This window comes from Terriglobia bacterium, from assembly GCA_020072565.1.
In the GTDB taxonomy this organism is placed as follows: Bacteria; Acidobacteriota; UBA6911; order UBA6911; family UBA6911; genus JAFNAG01.
Window position 1 is genome coordinate 1 of sequence record JAIQGI010000014.1, and the last position, 16,375, is coordinate 16,375.

Annotated in this window: 14 protein-coding genes; 5 read left to right on the plus strand and 9 right to left on the minus strand. The window is 57.4% G+C overall.

The genetic code is table 11. The annotated features are described in order from the left end of the window. Positions 1–254 precede the first annotated feature (254 nt). Positions 255–1,139, plus strand: a complete 885-nt coding sequence (locus tag LAP85_10230; protein ID MBZ5496771.1) for a DUF58 domain-containing protein — start codon at positions 255–257, stop codon at positions 1,137–1,139. 111 nt (positions 1,140–1,250) lie between these two features. On the opposite strand, the gene LAP85_10235 is transcribed toward LAP85_10230, so the two are convergent. From LAP85_10235 to LAP85_10265, 7 genes are all read right to left on the minus strand, one after another. Beyond that, entirely contained in the window at positions 1,251–1,703 is a 453-nt protein-coding gene (locus LAP85_10235; protein MBZ5496772.1) for a single-stranded DNA-binding protein, read from the minus strand. Positions 1,704–1,715: 12 nt separating this feature from the next. Next, complete coding sequence (bamD, locus tag LAP85_10240; protein MBZ5496773.1) at positions 1,716–2,585, minus strand: outer membrane protein assembly factor BamD; 870 nt, start codon at positions 2,583–2,585, stop codon at positions 1,716–1,718. Positions 2,586–2,720: 135 nt separating this feature from the next. Continuing rightward, complete coding sequence (gene pal / locus LAP85_10245; GenBank protein MBZ5496774.1) at positions 2,721–3,494, minus strand: peptidoglycan-associated lipoprotein Pal; 774 nt, start codon at positions 3,492–3,494, stop codon at positions 2,721–2,723. A 139-nt stretch (positions 3,495–3,633) separates the two neighbouring features. Next, a complete protein-coding gene (locus LAP85_10250) occupies positions 3,634–4,974 on the minus strand; it encodes a DPP IV N-terminal domain-containing protein (protein ID MBZ5496775.1) in 1,341 nt (446 codons plus the stop codon). A gap of 22 nt (positions 4,975–4,996) precedes the next feature. Then, entirely contained in the window at positions 4,997–5,806 is an 810-nt protein-coding gene (locus LAP85_10255) for a TonB C-terminal domain-containing protein (GenBank protein ID MBZ5496776.1), read from the minus strand. Positions 5,807–5,816: 10 nt separating this feature from the next. After that, positions 5,817–6,239 (minus strand): biopolymer transporter ExbD, encoded by a 423-nt coding sequence (locus tag LAP85_10260; GenBank protein MBZ5496777.1) that lies wholly within the window; start codon positions 6,237–6,239, stop codon positions 5,817–5,819. Continuing rightward, the gene (locus tag LAP85_10265; protein ID MBZ5496778.1) at positions 6,239–6,832 is read right to left on the minus strand and encodes a MotA/TolQ/ExbB proton channel family protein; all 594 of its coding nucleotides are present in this window, start codon (positions 6,830–6,832) and stop codon (positions 6,239–6,241) included. The genes LAP85_10260 and LAP85_10265 overlap by 1 nt, the downstream gene beginning before the upstream one ends. Positions 6,833–7,385: 553 nt before the next feature. Here LAP85_10265 and recN point away from each other — a divergent pair. The 4 genes from recN (at position 7,386) to LAP85_10285 (ending at position 13,719) form a co-directional block, all read left to right on the plus strand. Then, on the plus strand, positions 7,386–9,110 hold the full coding sequence (gene recN, locus LAP85_10270) for a DNA repair protein RecN (protein ID MBZ5496779.1): 1,725 nt from the start codon (positions 7,386–7,388) through the stop codon (positions 9,108–9,110). 41 nt (positions 9,111–9,151) lie between these two features. Further along, on the plus strand, positions 9,152–10,429 hold the full coding sequence (gene miaB / locus LAP85_10275; protein MBZ5496780.1) for a tRNA (N6-isopentenyl adenosine(37)-C2)-methylthiotransferase MiaB: 1,278 nt from the start codon (positions 9,152–9,154) through the stop codon (positions 10,427–10,429). A gap of 13 nt (positions 10,430–10,442) precedes the next feature. Then, positions 10,443–10,940, plus strand: coding sequence for a bifunctional nuclease family protein (locus LAP85_10280; protein ID MBZ5496781.1), 498 nt, complete (start codon positions 10,443–10,445; stop codon positions 10,938–10,940). A gap of 442 nt (positions 10,941–11,382) precedes the next feature. After that, complete coding sequence (locus tag LAP85_10285) at positions 11,383–13,719, plus strand: LptF/LptG family permease (protein ID MBZ5496782.1); 2,337 nt, start codon at positions 11,383–11,385, stop codon at positions 13,717–13,719. 65 nt (positions 13,720–13,784) lie between these two features. Here the strand turns inward: LAP85_10285 and xerD are convergent, their stop codons facing one another. Both xerD and murJ read right to left on the minus strand, forming a co-directional pair. After that, positions 13,785–14,672 (minus strand): site-specific tyrosine recombinase XerD, encoded by an 888-nt coding sequence (gene xerD / locus LAP85_10290; GenBank protein ID MBZ5496783.1) that lies wholly within the window; start codon positions 14,670–14,672, stop codon positions 13,785–13,787. Further along, positions 14,669–16,309 (minus strand): murein biosynthesis integral membrane protein MurJ, encoded by a 1,641-nt coding sequence (gene murJ, locus LAP85_10295; protein ID MBZ5496784.1) that lies wholly within the window; start codon positions 16,307–16,309, stop codon positions 14,669–14,671. The genes xerD and murJ overlap by 4 nt, the downstream gene beginning before the upstream one ends. Between the last annotated feature and the right edge of the window lie 66 nt (positions 16,310–16,375).

A 16,375-nucleotide genomic window follows, 5' to 3' on the forward strand; every position in this document is an offset into this window, starting at 1 on the left:
ACGCCCAGACTGATGTAATCCGTAATGCGGGAGCCGCTTGGAAGCTCAGCAACGGTACGTGCCATATGCGGTCCTCCTGTGAAAATTTACCACAGGATACCACAGTTCGTTTGTTAAGTGAACAGTATTGGGGCTAAGAACCTCAATGCAGAGGGGCGCAGAACACATCCGGCGATTATCGGCAGCCTTTTTAGATCTGAGCGGATATTCTTTGCGATCTTTGCGGCTTCTGCGTTGAGATCCTGGTAGCACTTATGGATTTCGACACTTTGCTTGCCCGCGCGCGACGACTCGAGCTGAAGAGCCGGTTCCTGGCCCGCTCTCAATATGCGGGCCTTTATCGCAGCGCCTTTCGCGGCCAGGGAATGGAATTTGCTGAAGTGCGTGAGTATGCGGAAGGGGATGAGGTACGCCTCATCGACTGGAATGTGTCGGCACGCCATCAGTCGCTTTATGTAAAGCGCATGGTGGAAGAGCGTGAACGCAATGTCCTGTTGATACTCGACACGTCCGGTTCCCTGGCGTTCGGGAGCGTGCAGCGCACGAAGTTCGACCTCCTGCTCGAGGTCGGCGCGCTGCTGGTGTTGTCAGGATTTTTTGCCAGGGACCGGGTGAGCCTGGCTTTGGTTCGGGCAGGCGTGGAGTTGTTCGTTCCTGCAGCCAAAGGCTGGAATCATGCGGCGCGCCTGATTCGCGAACTGGTATCGATCACGCCCGGCGGGGCAGCTCCCGGCCTGGATCCTGTCTGGAACTTCGTCAATTCTCCGGGCGTGCCCCGGAGCCTGATGGTGTTCCTGACGGACTTTCAGGCGCCTTTGCAGGCGAGCCGCAGTTTCTCAGCTGCCGGCCGCAAGCATGAAATGGTCTTCATACTGGCGTTGGACCCCCGAGAATGGGTGCTGCCGGCCGTCGGGCGCATTCGCGTCAGGCACCCCGAAACAGGCCAGGTGATGGTGATCAACAGCGGCAGCAACGCTGTGCGCCGGGAATATGAGCGCAGCGCCGGCGAAAGGAGGGCAGCGCTCCTGCACCTGCTGCGCGGCAACGGAGCGGAGTGGGTCGAGCTCAGCACCGGTGCAGGCTATGAGTCATCGCTGCGCCGCTTCCTTCTAGCACGCGCGAGCCGGCATCCCCGGTGATGAGATCGCGGCGTGGTGGGGAGTGGGGAAAATGTGCGGCTTCTCCGCAGGGAACCCCGAAACACACGAATAAGGTTTTCATGTGTTTCGAGATTCCCGATTGCGGTGCGCTCAGAATGGAATGTCGTCGTCGGTGATTTCCACATCCGCCGGACCAGGGGATGGCGCCATCCCGGGCTCGGGTCCGGGTGCGCTTCGCTGCATGGGGGCGGTGCCGGCTTCCATTCCTTCGGGGCGGCTTCCCAACAGCACCATCTGATTCGCGACAACCTCCGTGGTGCGGCGTTTGTTTCCGTCCTTGTCGTCCCACTCGCGCGTGCGGAGACGCCCTTCGATATAGACCTGGCGTCCCTTGGCCAGATAGCGCTTGCTCAGGTCGGCCAGTTTATTCCAGGCAACAATATTGTGCCACTCGGTCCGCTCCTGGCGCGTCCCGCTCTTATCCGTCCAGAATTCACCGGTGGCCAGACTGAAGTTGGCCACCGGAGCCCCATCGGGCGTATAGCGAATCTCCGGGTCCTTGCCGAGGCGGCCGATAAGCATGACCTTGTTCAACGAGCTCATACGATCTCCCTTTCAGTGTGCGATTCCTTCTCCGCGTTTCTTGATGACCGTTTTACCCGGCTTGGACGGATCGATCCCCAGTTTCTGCAATTCGGCCCGTGCAAGGCTGGCTTCGGGCGCGGTTGAGAACTTGTCGACCAGGGTTCTGAAGTCCGCAACCGCGGCGTCCTTCTGCCGCAGCGCCAATTCCGACTTGCCCCTCTTGAAGAGGGCGGAGGCCACCTTGCCTCCCCCCGCATAATCCGTCACGACCTTGGTGAATGCCGCGATCGCTTGCGGATATTTGTTGTCGTTGTAGAAGGCTTCTCCTATGTTGTACTGCGCATCGTCCGCTTTATCGTTGGTGGGAAAACTCTTGAGAAAGGCATTGAAACCCTGGATTGCCAGGTCAAGGTTGCCCTGGACGAGGTCGTTATAAGCCTCGCTGTAAATCTGGTCCGCGGAAATTGCGAGCGCGTCGGGATTATCTGCGGCGGCCTGAAAGGCGCGTTGCGCGACCGGCTTCGACTGCACCTTCATGTCGGCAATCTGCTGTGCCAGCGCGGACATGCGCGTGTTCGTCTCATCCATCTTGTTCGATAACTCCTTGACCTCTTTCAGCACGGCCTGCAGCGTGGTGGTATCGCCGGAGGACTGTGTTTCCAGCGCATTCAATATCCTTCCGAGAACCAGGGATGTCTTTCCCACCTGGTCGTTGAGCTGCACCACCAGGCTCCGGATGCCGTCGGTGCGCTCGTTGAAGGTCTTCTCGATCAGAAGTATCTGATTCTTGAGCGCAAGCACGTCCGTCTGAAGGCGGACCAACTCCTCTTTGACACCAGCCTGGGCCGTCGAAGCGACCCCGAGCAAAACCATGACTACAAGATAAGGGATTCGTTTCATGGGGTTTTCTCCCGTGAAGGTTTACATGCATTATTTCATAGGCGTTGGCAGGCTTCAATCAGCCGGACAAGAAAAGGCCGGAGTTCGATGTCGTGCCTCGCCCTCCGGCTGACTTCCAATTCGCAAGATGAAAACTCAACGCATGACGAGGTGAGCCCGCCGGTTCTGCTTCCAGGCTTCCTCATCGTGGCCCGGAGCGAAAGGCTTTTCCTCGCCGTAGCTGATTGTGTCGATGCGGGCCGCACTGATGCCTTGCGCTATGAGAAAATCCCTGGCCGCATTGGCACGTTTGTCGCCCAAGGCGAGGTTGTAGGCTTCGGAGCCTCGCTCGTCGCAGTGACCTTCGATCGTGATACGGATGTTGGAGCGTTCCTTCAGGAGCTGCACATCCTGAAGCAATGCCTCGCGCGCGTCGTCACGGATGTCGTATTTGTCGTAATCGAAGAAAGCGTCCTTGACTCTTTCAGTGAAAAGCTCACTGTCGCTCACCCGGCGCTCCGTCGGGACGATGACTCCCGGCTCCTCAGCACTTACAGTCAGGCGCACCTCTGCGTCGGCTACACCGCCCGGGCCCGTTGCCCGGGCCCGATACGTCGTTGAAGCAGAAGGCGACACCGTGCGGCTGCCGGAACCCTCTACAGTCCCGATACCGCCATCGATCGTGACCTCGGTTGCGTTACTGGTGCGCCAGGACAGCGTTGCGGTCTGTCCCTTCACAATTGCTGCCGGCGATGCGGTCAGGGTGATCGTTGGCGCCGGCGGCGCAGGGGTCGGCTCGACCGCGGGCGGCGGCGTGGTCGCGCCCGCAGGCGTAGGTCCAGCCTTCCTTCCTCCACATCCGGTCCCCGTAACGGCTATGCCTACCAGCAGGAGAGCAATGACGGCTAGCGGGTACAGAGATTTTCTCATGAAATGGGCCTCCTTCGTTGTCCTGAATTGGTCATCAATATCGTGTGGTTGCGCGGTCACTGGTCATCCCGTAAAATCAAAATCTCCTATAGCATACGCTTCGGCGTGTCCGGAAAAAACGCCAATCTTCCGCTGCCTCTCAGTTTTTCCGCAGGTATCCGCCCCATGCCGGGCAGGTGTTTGCGCCCTGACTGGTTACCATGCGCAGCTCGGGATTGTTGGTATCGGCAAGCATGATGAAGATCTGGTCGCTGCCGGTGCGATTGGATTGAAACGCCAGGTGCCGCCCGTCCGGCGCCCAGGACGGACACTCGTTGCTTCCCGAATCGCTTGTAAGCTGGCGAATCTGTCCGGTGCTGACCTCTGCGATATAGATGTCAAAGCTCTCTGCCATGCGCGGCTTCCAGTGGAATGCAATCCAGCGCCCGTCGGGGGACCATGCGGGCCAATCCGCTTCACCCCCTTCCTTCACGATGCGTCTGACATTCGCACCATCCGTATCGCAGATATAGATCTGGGGCGTGCTGTCACGGTTTGAAATAAAAGCGATCTGGCTGCCGGAGGGAGACCACGTGGGAGTGGAGTTGATCGCAGGGCTGTTTGTGAGATTCCGCCGGTCGGTGCCATCCAGCTTCGAAACGTAGATGTCGATGTTGCCTCTGGGGTCCGTCATTGTGAAAACCAGTCGACTGCCGTCGGGCGAGATCTTGGGATTGGCGGTCAAGGAGTTGAATACCGGGAAGGGAAGGCGCGAGCCGTCCAGATACGAATAGATGTTGATCTCGGGTTTTCCCGTCTTGTAGCTGATAAAGGCGAGCTTCGAGCTGTCAGGGGCCCACGAGGGGAACAGGTTCAGCGATCCATTGCGCGTGAACGGGCGCTGGTCGTTGCCATCATAATCCATCACATATATCTCTTTCGCCCCCCCGCGGCGTGATGAGTAGGCGATCCTCGTGGACGCAATCCCGCGCGACGCTCCGGCAGTCAGCCTGTTGACGATCTCGTCGGCCCAGAGATGAGCGATCGAGCGCGCCTGATCGATGTCGCCGGTGAAGCGCTTGCCGAAACTTCTCAGCTGCTGCTTCATGTCATAAATGTTCAACTCCGCCATCAGAACGCCGCCGTCGAGTTGGAGCGTGCCGGCTGACAGAAAGCTCACTCTGAAGGGGAGCGCACCCCAGGCATCGTAGTTGATATCCGCCTCGCGCAGAATCGCTTGGGGTGGATAGAAGCTCTTGCCGGCCAGGGTGAAAAATCCCGAAAATTTCAGGTCGTCCCAGAGCACCTCGTTCAGGGTCTTCAGAGCCGGAGCCAGGGCGGCCGCCTGCTCGGACCTGAGAGGTTGCACATCAGGCAAGGCCAGGATCATCTCTTCCTGCGGTGCGGGGCGGATCACGATCTGCGGCTTATCCTGCACACCGAGTGAGGGCAGTGAAATCAACAGTAATAACGCCGGCAACAGCAGTTTTCTGGCGAGCATCTCACTCCTTAGACATGAATGATCACTTCTTATCCGGAGGATAAACAAACTGGCATACAAACTGCAAAGGCCTGCCGCGCAATTCCGGAGGCGGTTGCGCGAGCGGATTCGAAGCGTAGATTGCGCGCTTGGCAGTGAGATCCAGCGCATCGTTGCCTGAGGACTTCTCGAGCGTGATCTTGTCAATGTCAATGCGCCCGTCGCTGCCGACTATGAAGCTGTAGACGATTTCAATGCGCTGCTGCGGGCCGACAGGCTTGCTCCAGTTGGCGCCGATTCGCTGTTCCACGACGCGAGCGTACCAGGAATCCCCCACTCCGCCCGATCCGGCCCCGATCGAGACTCCAACGCCGCTGCCGATGCCGCCACCGGAACCGCCGGCGACTCCGCCGGCGCCTCCCGCCCCCTTCGCGTCTGCAACCGGGATTTGGTTTGAAGCCGCCGCGGGCACGGGTTTGGCGGCCTTTTTCCTGGCAGTCGCCGCATCGGGCAGGGGCACCGCCTTTACATTGGTATCTTCTTTCTTGACTTCTTTTTTGGCTGGCTTTTCCACCGGCAGCACGGGAGGCTGAGGGGTCGTCGCCGGTTTGATCAGCCCCGCCCCTCCACCCAGGTCGTCCGCAATACCCACGGTGTAGGATTCGCTCCCGCTTCCTCCGCCCGGACCAGTCCCGATTCGGATCGGCGATGCCTTTGGCATGATAAATGGCGCGACCAAAAAGAAAATCAGCAAAAGACCGTGAAAGGCGACCGACGTGAGAAATGCCCGCCCATACCGCTCCTCGATGAGCGGCAACTCCAGCAGGGTTCCTCGCGGCGGCGTATGGGTCATGGGTGCACGACTATTTCTTGGGCGACTGGTAAGGCTTGGTGACCAGCTTGATTTCGCTGAAGCCGGCGCTGCGCACCGTGTCGATCACCGACACAATCGACGCCCACTTCACAGCCACGTCCGCTCTCAGATAGATCGGATCCTTGGGTCCCTTCCTGTCCTTCTTGAGGCGCTCCGGCAGGGCCGCGAGGGTGATCAAATCCGAGCCGTAATAGAGAAGAGTTTCTTTGCTGATTGAAAGCACAACATTGTCCGCAGGATTCGTGTCCGTGGCAGCTTTGGTTTCCGGCAACTGGACGTCGATCCCGGTCTGGAGGATCGGTGCGGTAACCATGAAAATGACGAGCAGGACGAGCATGACATCCACGAGCGGTGTGACGTTGATCTCCGACAGGGAAGTAGCCGTTCTGCCCTGCTGCGTCGTGAAAGCCATTAGCTGAAACTCCTCTCGACCAGGTTCAGAAGTTCAGTCGAGAAATCGTCCATCTCGGAGGCGACGTTCTTGATCCGGTGCACAAACTGATTGTAGCCGATCACTGCCGGGATCGCGGCAAACAAGCCGGCTGCCGTCGCGAACAGAGCATCGGCGATCCCCGGGGCCACCGCCTGAATGGATGCCGTCTTTTCGAGCCCCAGTCCGTTAAAAGCGCTGATGATGCCGACTACCGTGCCGAGCAGCCCGATGAACGGAGTAACCGACGCCGTGGTAGCCAACCAGCTCATGCTTCGCTCCAGGACGGAGAGTTCTGCTGACGCCGCCCGCTGCAGCGAACGTTGGATGCCGGCCAGGTTCCTTTCGCTCAACACCGGGTGGCCGGGATTGCCGGGCACATCCTTGGTTTTCGAACTTTGAAGCTGGGCATTTAACTCTTGATAACCCGCAGTGAAAATGCCTGACAACGGAGTTCCGCGATAGTGTTCACAAGCCTGGCTTACCTCGCTCAGACGTGAACTCTTGCGGAAAATCGCGACAAATCCGCGGCTTTGACGTTCAATCTGGCGAAAAGTGAGCCACTTCCGCACCATGATGGTCCAGGAGACGAGGGAAAAGAGCAGCAGGAGAAGCAGAATAACGTATGCAAATTCGCGGGTCGGAATGGCCTGGCCGAGGAAACCTCCGGCCTCCGGCGCACCCGCCTGAAATGCCAATGTCCAGGTGAAGTGCAAAATAATCCCTTCCTCCTAATCAAAACTGGATTAATAGGGCCATAAAATATAGAAATACCATAGCTTACAGGCGAAGTCAAACACTCTTCTCGCACCTCTGCGACTCAGGCACTGCGGGCAAGAATCGTAGATGTTTTGCAATCTCAGTGCACCCCTGCGTTGAGATTCTCTGGATGCGGCTGCGACCGCCGTGCCATTCGTCGCCGGCATTTTCCCACTGTCTGCGGCGCAGCTTGTACCTCGTCTTTAGACGTGCCGCACGCCTGAATTGTCTATCGAATCTAACCTGAACGAAGACAGCCGCCGGGCGATTTCCCGGTGGTCCAACGGGTGCCTCAGCGGCCCTTCACCTGTGTTAGACTAAACCGGCACGGGTTCTCCGTCAGAACAGGACTCCTGGAGGCAAAAGCTCATGCTCCGATTTTTGAGAATAAGGGATTTTGCGCTGATCCGGAACCTTGAAATCGAGTTCGGAGATGGCCTCACTGTGCTGACCGGAGAGACCGGCTCAGGCAAGTCGATTATCGTGGATGCCTTCGGGCTCCTGGTTGGAGCCCGTTCCTCTCAGGAAATGGTGCGGTCAAACTGTGATGTCGCAGTTCTGGAGGGCGTTTTCTCGGCAGACAACAAGTCTGTGACCGGGCAGTTGACCGAAGCCGGGATCGATGCGGATGACGACTCGATTCTGGTTCGCCGCGAGATTTCCTCGAGCGGGCGCGGGCGCGTCTTCATCAACAACAGTCTGGCCACACTGACGCTGCTCCGATCGATTGGCGGCATTCTGGCAGACATTCACGGCCAGCAGGATCATCAGGCACTGCTCGACCTCTCTGCACACCTGCAATGGCTCGACCGGTTCGGCGGAAATGAATCGGCGGCTCGCGAGTTGCGCGACCAGTACGGGCGGATGCGCGATATCGCGTTGCGGCTGGATGCCCTGGCCATGGATGAGCAGGAGCGGCAGCGACTCCTGGACATCTTGCGTTTTCAGGTCGACGAGATCCGCCGCGCAGCCATCCATCCGGGCGAGAAACAAGAATTGGAGAACGAACGGTCGGTCCTTGCCAATCGGGAAAAGGTCTTCGCCCTGGCAAACGAGGCCTACGCGCTGTTATATGAGAGCGAGCACTCGGTCACGGGCCAGGTGGACCGTCTTACCCGAGTGCTGCAGCAACTCGCAGAATTCGATTCCAGCTGGAATACCCATCTGGAATCCCTGCGCGAAAGCGTCTACCGGCTGGAGGATTTGGCCTACCTGGCGCGTGACTACACGGGGAACATCGATTTCAGCCCGGAACGACTCGATCAGGTCCAACGACGGCTCTCCGATCTGGATCGGCTTTCAGCCAAGTACGGGAAGTCCATGGAAGAAGTCCTTGCCTTTGCAGATCAGTGCGAGAGGCGACTGGAGGAACTCGTTTCTTCCAATGATATCTCGATCCGGCTCTCAGGAGAACTTGATGCCGGCCTGAAGCACTATCTAGCGTTGTCGGAGAATCTGTCTTCAAAGCGGCATAAGGATGGGGCGCGACTCGAACGCGAGATTCGCAAGGAGTTTCACGCCCTGGCAATGGAACGGATGGATCTCGGCGTCCGCTTTCGGCCCAGGGAAAGGTCCGGTGTGGCCACGCAGGGACGCATACCTGCCCACTGTGGACCCAATGGCGTAGATCAGATAGAGTTTCTGTTGGCGCCCAATGCCGGTGAGGAGATGAGACCCCTGGCGAAAATCGCTTCCGGAGGGGAATTATCTCGCATCATGCTTTCCATCAAGGCTTTGTGCGGCGGGGGCGAGACAGGCAAGACCCTGGTATTCGACGAGATCGATGCCGGAATCGGAGGACGCGTCGCCGAGGTGGTTGGAAGGAGGCTGCGTGAAGTGTCGTCTCAGAACCAGGTGCTCTGCGTGACACACCTGCCTCAGATCGCTGCTTATGCTCGGAACCATTTTAGCGTGCGCAAGGAAACAATAGGTGCACGGACCGAAACGACCGTCGAGCGTCTCGACGAAGCAGCCCGGGCAGGAGAGTTGGCGCGCATGATGGGGGGCGAAGTGATCACTGAAACCACACGCCGCCACGCCCGGGAAATGCTCGACCACGCAGCCAAAGGAAGCAGGAAGGAACTGCGGGCTTAAGTATGGCGAGGAAGTTCTTCATCGAAACATTCGGATGCCAGATGAACGAACTGGATTCCGAAAAAATAGCCGGCAACCTGCAGCACGGCGGCATGGAGCCGGCGGGCGATGCCGCCGCCGCGGATGTCATCATTCTCAACACCTGCAGCGTGCGCGAGAAAGCAGTGCAGAAAGTCTACGCGCGTTTAGGTGAGATCAAGAAGATAAAAGATGAGCGTCAGGACCTCGTCGTTGGCGTCGTCGGATGCATGGCGCAGCTTGAAGGCGAGCGGGTTCTAAAAAAAGTGCCATTCGTGAATCTTCTTGCCGGTCCTCAGAAAGGCCACGTAATGGGCGATCTGGTCGACCGGGCGCAGGCAACCCGGAGACCCGCCATCGACTTGCGCATGGATGATGATCCTGAGCCGCTCGAAAATGCCTACGTTCTGCGGGAGAGCCGCTGGCGAGCAGGCGTTACGATCAGCGAAGGGTGCAACCGGCGCTGCAGCTTCTGCGTGGTGCCATTCACGAGAGGCAGGCAGCGCAACCGGGTGAGCGCCAACATCATTCGGGAGGTGGAGAAGCTTGTGACCGAGGGCTACATCGAGATTGTGCTCCTCGGACAGACGGTGAACGCCTACCGGGATCCATCTCCAGCCCGTCTGACATTCGCCGGGTTACTGCGGCGGTTGTCGGGGATCGAGGGCCTCGCCCGCATCCGCTTTACCTCCCCGCATCCGAATGAGTTCAGCGACGACCTTATCGACGCCATTGTTACGTGCCCCCGGATTTGTAGCCAGGTGCACCTTCCGGTTCAGTCCGGTTCGACGAAAATACTGCGCGCCATGCGCCGGGGATATACCAGGGGAAAATATCTCGAGACGGTGGCGAGAATTCGCCGGGCGCCCCGTTCCATCGCCATTTCCACCGATATCATAGTAGGATTTCCAGGTGAGACGGAGGGGGACTTTCGGCATACTCTTCGATTACTCGATGAGGTACAATATGATTGTGTTTTCTCCTTTAAGTACTCACCCCGACCCAACACCGCGGCTCTAGAGCTACACGACGACGTCCCGGATGCGGAAAAGAGGGCGAGATTGAAGACTTTGCAGGAGCAACAGAAACTGATTCAATACAACAAGAACGCCGCCTACCTGGGACAGATTGTCGACGTCCTGGTCGACGGCAGCGCCCGAAGCACTTTCAAACTCACAGGTCGTTTGAGCAACAACAAGATCGTAAACTTCGACGGCCCGAATAGTCTCATGGGTCGCATGGCGAAGGTGGAAATCTCGGGTTTCGGTGCCCACAGTCTCAAGGGTGTCTGGGTTCAGTGACGACGGAGGCAGCATGAAAGAGATCGAGTTTAAGATTAAAGGCCTGATGATGGACCCGTTGACCAACTCTCCGATCGTTGTGCTTCAGGACACCACCAGCGACACGCTGCTTCCAATCTGGGTCGGAATCTTCGAAGCTAACGCCATCGCATTGCAAATCGAGAAAGTAGATACGCCCCGACCCATGACCCATGACCTGATTAAGGGCCTCCTAAATCACCTGGATGCGCACGTAACCAAGATCGTCGTTACTGAACTCAAGGACAATACGTTTTATGCCTTGATCTTTCTGGATGTTGCGGGGAAGACGGTCACCGTTGATTCACGCCCCTCCGATGCCATCGCACTGGCACTTCGTACCGACTCTCCCATTTATGTAACCGATGAGGTAATTTCAAAATCCGCAAGTGCATCCTCAACCACACTGTCCGCAGAGCGCAGTACTCCTGAAGAAATTCGCCAATGGCTTGAGAACCTCAATCCCGAAGATCTGGGGAAGTACAAAATGTGAGGGAACTCTTGCCGGGGCCCACTCTCAGCCCGCTCTTTCATGGCGAACCCCCCTCAAGCCATAAGAGATCGAGCGGGAGCAGGGTCCCGATCTCCAAAATAAAATCCATCTTATCCTATTGCAACCTCCAGTATTTCAACCGTTTATCATGAGAATCCAGATGCAGGGAAGAGGCCTCTGCCAGGATGGCCTGGGGTCCGAGGACCCGATCGCACCATAGTTTCTAGTTGACATAAGATATCTTATCAGAAGTTGAACGGGTGCGCGCCGGGGTTCTCGGAACATCCTTGCCCGTGGGCCCGCGCCGCTTCCCTCCAACACCCGGATCCCTAAATTTGATCCTTTCGCTGAGTGTTTGACTCTTTAGATTCGTTGCATCCACTGGTTTGCTGGTTCCACGGATTCTTTACTGGCATCTGCCCTTATGCTAGGCTTTCGCGCGATGCGTAAGATCGACAAGCTGCTGCATATCTCGATGGTCCCGCCTTTCCTCATTGCATTGGCTGTCCTGACCTTTGTCGTCTTCATGCAGGAGCTTGGCCGGCTGTCGGAACTCCTGATTACGCGGAACGCCTCGCCTGAGGCTGTCCTGATCATCGCCGGGTCCGTCGCTCCCGGCGTACTCATCTTCTCTTTGCCTCTGTCATTTCTGATTGGCACCTTGATCGGTTTGAGCGGCCTCTCCGGCGAGTATCAGGTTACCGCCCTGCGCGCTTGCGGAGTTCCTCTACGGCGGATGCTGCAACCGGTAGTCGCACTGGGAGTGCTGGTGGGATTGGCAACTGCTATCATGTCCGTAATTGTTCTGCCGGAGACCAACGATATCCTCGACAGCTTAAAGGATCTTATCAGCATACGGCAGGCAACATCGCAGATCGTACCGCGTGCTTTTAACGAGTTTCCCAATGTCGTGTTTTATCTCGACGATCTTTCCATTGACCGGCAACATTGGGATCGGGTTTTTCTTGCCGACAACTCCGATCCGCAAACCCCCAGAATCGTGATGGCCCGCGAGGGGACCTGGGTAAGCGATAACGCCGGGTTGCGTCTGCAGATGCACCTGGTGCGGGGCACCGTTTATGAGGTCAATCCTCAGGATCCAAGCAAAGACAACATCAGTGAGTTTGCCGCGACGGATATCCCGATAAATCGTGATAGCGGAATCAGTTCTGAGGGGGCTAACCAGCAGCGGACCAAGGATCCACCCGAACAATCCACGCTCGACCTGTGGCGCGGTTCTCAGGGGATCAACTCTGCCCAACGTCGCGACGAACTGATCGAGCTCCATAAGCGGCTCGCACTTCCCTGCTCGGTCCTGGGTTTTGCTTTCGTCGGACTCTCCTTGGGAGCCTGCACGCGCGGAGGCGGCCGAACCTCCGGCTCCGTGCTTAGCCTGGTGCTCGCGCTCCTTTTTTACGTAATGTTTTTCAACGGCATAAGGCTTGCCAAGACTGACACGGTGCCTCCCTGGCTCGGTCTCTGGGGAGCCGACATCATTTTGCTCGGTATTGGAGTCGTCATGCTGATAAATGCCGAACAAAACGGTTGGCTTGCCCAGTGCGCTGCCAATTGGCGCTGGAAACCCAGACTGGAAGCCCTCGCCAGAAGATTGCATCTCAGATTAATACGGCCCGCTTTCGAGAGATCCAATGGCTTCGCCGCCGCTACCGCACGCAAGTGGTTTCCGAAGGTTCTTGACTCTTATATTTATAAGGGATTTCTCGGTTACTTCTTCTGGTCAATCCTGATTTGCTACTCGCTCTTTGTCGTGCTCACACTTTTTGATCTTCTTGATGAGATCATCCGGCACAAGATTGCCGTAGCCATAGTCGTGCGCTACTTCACATTCCTGACCCCGCACATTCTCCTTCTGGTCATTCCGATGGCGGTGCTCCTGGCCATCCTGATCTTGTTCGGAATTCTCGAAAAGGGCTCCGAGGTGACGGCGATGAAAGCCGGCGGCTGGAGCCTGTACCGGATCGCGCTCCCTGTTATTCTGGTCTCCGCCGTTATTTGCGCCGGCGTCTATTTCATGCAGGACTACGTCCTCCCTTCCGCAAACAAGCGTCAGGACGAACTGAGGAACCTGATCAAAGCAAGACCACCACAGACCACCGCTCGGCCACGCAAATGGATCTTTGGCGAGTCCAACGATTCCGATCGTATTTTTAATTACGACTACTTTGACCCCAATAAGGACGTTTTTGTCGGCCTTAACGTCTATGAAGTCGACCTTCATCAACTGGCGATCAAGCGCCGAATCCACGCCCGGCAAGCCACCATCGACGCACAGGGTAGTTGGGTCCTCGAAGACGGCTGGGTTCGGGACTTTCAGCCGGCTCACATGGGATTCCAACCCATCAGCAAGGCGAATTTTGCTTTTCCCGAAAAGGCGAGCTATTTCAAGAAAGAGATTTTTGAGCCCAGAGAATCGGCGAAGCTGACATATTTTGAATTAAAGGATTACATTGACTATCTCAAGCAATCCGGCTATAACGCTACAGAATTGCAGGTTCAGCTTCACATGAAAATCTCGTTTCCGCTGAGCTGCTTCGTCATGGCTCTGATCGGTGTCCCCTTCTCTTTTTTCATGGGAAAGCGGGGAGCCTTTTTCGGAATTACGGCCAGTGTGGCAATCGCGATGTCCTATTGGGGGATCTTTCGCATCTTCGAGCAGATGGGAGCTTATGGTCTGCTCACTCCCGTGCTTGCCGCCTGGGCACCCAACCTGATGTTTGGGGCGGCTGGCCTCGCCCTGTTGTTTACCATAAAGACTTGAAACCGATTTCCGACTTCCGACGTTTTTCCCAAAACAAGTTTTAGCCCCGAGGTCCGAAGTCGCACCTATGCGCGGGGATGGAATTTCTGGTAGATCTGCCGCAGGCGTTCGCGGGTGACATGGGTATAGATCTGGGTCGTTGAGATATCGGCATGCCCGAGCATTGCCTGGACGGAACGTAGGTCGGCCCCGTTCTCCAGCAGGTGTGTAGCAAAGGAGTGCCTGAGCATGTGAGGTGTCAGCGGCTTGCGAATTCCTGCTTCTCTGCCATAGGCACGCAGAATCTTCCAGAATCCCTGGCGCGTCATGCACGAGCCCAGCCGCGTTACAAACAGGAAATTGCTCTGTCGCCGTTTCAGCAGCAGTGGCCGGGCTTTCCGCAGATATTCCTGCACCCGCCGCATTGCCTCGGCGCCCAGGGGCACGATCCGTTCCTTGCTCCCCTTTCCCATGCACGAGAGCACTCCCAGCTGTAGATTCACCTGCGTGATGTTCAGGCTGACGAGTTCGCTGACGCGCAGACCGGATGCGTACAGCACTTCGATCATGGCTCGATCGCGGTTCCCTCTTGCAACCGACCCATCGGGCGCGCGCAACAGGCGCTCGACCTCCTCCTTGGATAAAAAACGCGGCAGCGGCTTGAGTGGATGTGCGGACTCGAGATTTTCCGTCGGGTCTGAAGCCATGGCCCGATCACCCACCAGGAAGCGGAAGAATCCGCGCACCGCATTCATGGCTCGTGCCACGGAGCGAGCGGAGAGTCCACTGCGCCGCAGGACCCCATTCCAAAGCAGGATGTCATCGCGCGTAATTCCGGCCAGCGGCGTGTTCCGGTTGCCCGCGAAGTCCTCGAGCTTTTTCAGGTCATGCATATAGGCGGTGATGGAATTCCGGGCCAGCCCCTTTTCGACCCGCAGATAGACCTCGTATTCTGCCAACCAGTCGCGATTCATAACAGCTTGCCTGCCAGCCGCACCACGATGGCGGACAGGTCACGTTCCTCCTCCACCTTGAACAGGCGCAGCAAAGGCAAAATGGTGATCATGGCTACGGCAATAGCTGTGCCGAGATGCAGGATCAGCCCCCATGTGCCGTGCATCGGCAGCCCTTGCCGGCAGGCATGGAAAGCCAGGAGAGCGACCAGGCCCATCACGATCGAGGCGGCCGCTATGCGCATGTAGGCGACCAGCTCACTCAAGCCCCAATGGGCGCCGGTTCGTTTTAGAAAGCTCCTGCACAGCAGTGCGAAGTTGAGCCAGGATGCGACCGCCGTCGCCATCGCAAGCCCCAGAAATCCCATCGGTATAATGAGAAGGAAGTTGACCGCGATTTTTACTGCTACCGTCGTTACGCTCAACCGCACCGGGGTCTTGGTGTCGTTCAAAGCGTAGAAAGTCGGGACGAGTATCTTCACCCCCGAATAAGCAAACAGAGCCAAAGCGTAAAGAAACAGTACTTGGCTCGTTTTCACAGTATCGCTTGGAAGAAAAGCCCCACGTTCATACAGCAATTCGATCACCTCGCGGCGGAACAGGATCAATCCCGCGGTAGCGGGAAAAGTCAAACAGGCCGCCAGGCGCAAGCTGCTCGAGACGGTGTTCCTGAGTCGTTCGATGTCATTCCGGGCGGCGTGAAGGGAGACCGTCGCCAACGTCGTGGTGGCAATTGCGACCCCGAACAGCCCGATGGGAAGTTGCATGAGTCGAAATGCATAATTGAGATAGGACACCGGGCCATTGCCGTAGTGTCCCGCCAGTTGGGTGTCCACGGCGATGTTGATCTGAGTAGCCGACAAGCCGACGATTGCCGGCAGCATAAGCATCGCTATCTGCCGGACGCCTGGGTCTTTGAAGTCGAGAATGAGGCGGTAGTGAAATCCGATCCGATAGGCTGAAGGCACCTGCACAAACAGCTGGCTTGCCCCTCCGACCAAGGCTCCGATCGCCATGGACACCACGGGAGCGATCCCGACCTGCTGCAAGGGCTCACGGAGAAAAATCCCTCCCAGGATCGCGCAAACGTTGAACGCAGAGGGGGCGAGCGCCGGGACGAAGAACCTGCCGCTGGCGTTGAGCATACCCATGACGGCAGCGGCAAGAGCGACGCACAACAGAAACGGCGACATGATGCGCGTCATCTGAACCGTCAACTCGAACTTACCGGGGATGGAAGCAAATGGTGCTGCAAGGAGATAAACAAACCATGACGCCCCAAAGTAGAACAACAGCGTGATCCCGGCGAGAACCACGACCAGAGCATTGATGACCCTGTTGGCGAGGAGCCAGGCTTCCGCCTCCCCCTTGTCCGTCATATACCGGATGAAAGTGGGAACGAAAGCCGAACTCAGAGCCCCTTCGGCAAAGAGGTCGCGCAAGAGGTTGGGAACTCGAAAAGCGGCGTTGAACGCATCGGTATAGTAACCGGCGCCGAAGTATTTGGACATGACCATCTCGCGTCCCATAGCCAGAACGCGGCTGATCATGGTCGCCACACTGATCGATCCTGCCGCTGTGGCGAGGCTTCGACCTTTTTCAGGGAGTGCTTGCACGGACTTGCTTGGCGTCGACTCGTTTTGGGTTGGAATGGGCATCAATCCGCAGCCTGTTTCTTGACTGCCTGGAGCACCTATACTACCATAGGTGCGCAATGCGGCAAT

Coding starts and splice junctions, on each gene's coding strand:
- LAP85_10235 (MBZ5496772.1), bottom strand. CDS start 1,703: ATGAGCTCGTTGAACAAGGTCATGCTTATCGGCCGCCTCGGCAAGGAC.
- LAP85_10255 (MBZ5496776.1), bottom strand. CDS start 5,806: ATGACCCATACGCCGCCGCGAGGAACCCTGCTGGAGTTGCCGCTCATC.
- LAP85_10265 (MBZ5496778.1), bottom strand. CDS start 6,832: ATGGTGCGGAAGTGGCTCACTTTTCGCCAGATTGAACGTCAAAGCCGC.
- pal (MBZ5496774.1), bottom strand. CDS start 3,494: ATGAGAAAATCTCTGTACCCGCTAGCCGTCATTGCTCTCCTGCTGGTA.
- LAP85_10230 (MBZ5496771.1), top strand. CDS start 255: ATGGATTTCGACACTTTGCTTGCCCGCGCGCGACGACTCGAGCTGAAG.
- bamD (MBZ5496773.1), bottom strand. CDS start 2,585: ATGAAACGAATCCCTTATCTTGTAGTCATGGTTTTGCTCGGGGTCGCT.
- murJ (MBZ5496784.1), bottom strand. CDS start 16,309: ATGCCCATTCCAACCCAAAACGAGTCGACGCCAAGCAAGTCCGTGCAA.
- LAP85_10260 (MBZ5496777.1), bottom strand. CDS start 6,239: ATGGCTTTCACGACGCAGCAGGGCAGAACGGCTACTTCCCTGTCGGAG.
- LAP85_10250 (MBZ5496775.1), bottom strand. CDS start 4,974: ATGCTCGCCAGAAAACTGCTGTTGCCGGCGTTATTACTGTTGATTTCA.
- recN (MBZ5496779.1), top strand. CDS start 7,386: ATGCTCCGATTTTTGAGAATAAGGGATTTTGCGCTGATCCGGAACCTT.
- miaB (MBZ5496780.1), top strand. CDS start 9,152: ATGAACGAACTGGATTCCGAAAAAATAGCCGGCAACCTGCAGCACGGC.
- LAP85_10285 (MBZ5496782.1), top strand. CDS start 11,383: ATGCGTAAGATCGACAAGCTGCTGCATATCTCGATGGTCCCGCCTTTC.
- xerD (MBZ5496783.1), bottom strand. CDS start 14,672: ATGAATCGCGACTGGTTGGCAGAATACGAGGTCTATCTGCGGGTCGAA.
- LAP85_10280 (MBZ5496781.1), top strand. CDS start 10,443: ATGAAAGAGATCGAGTTTAAGATTAAAGGCCTGATGATGGACCCGTTG.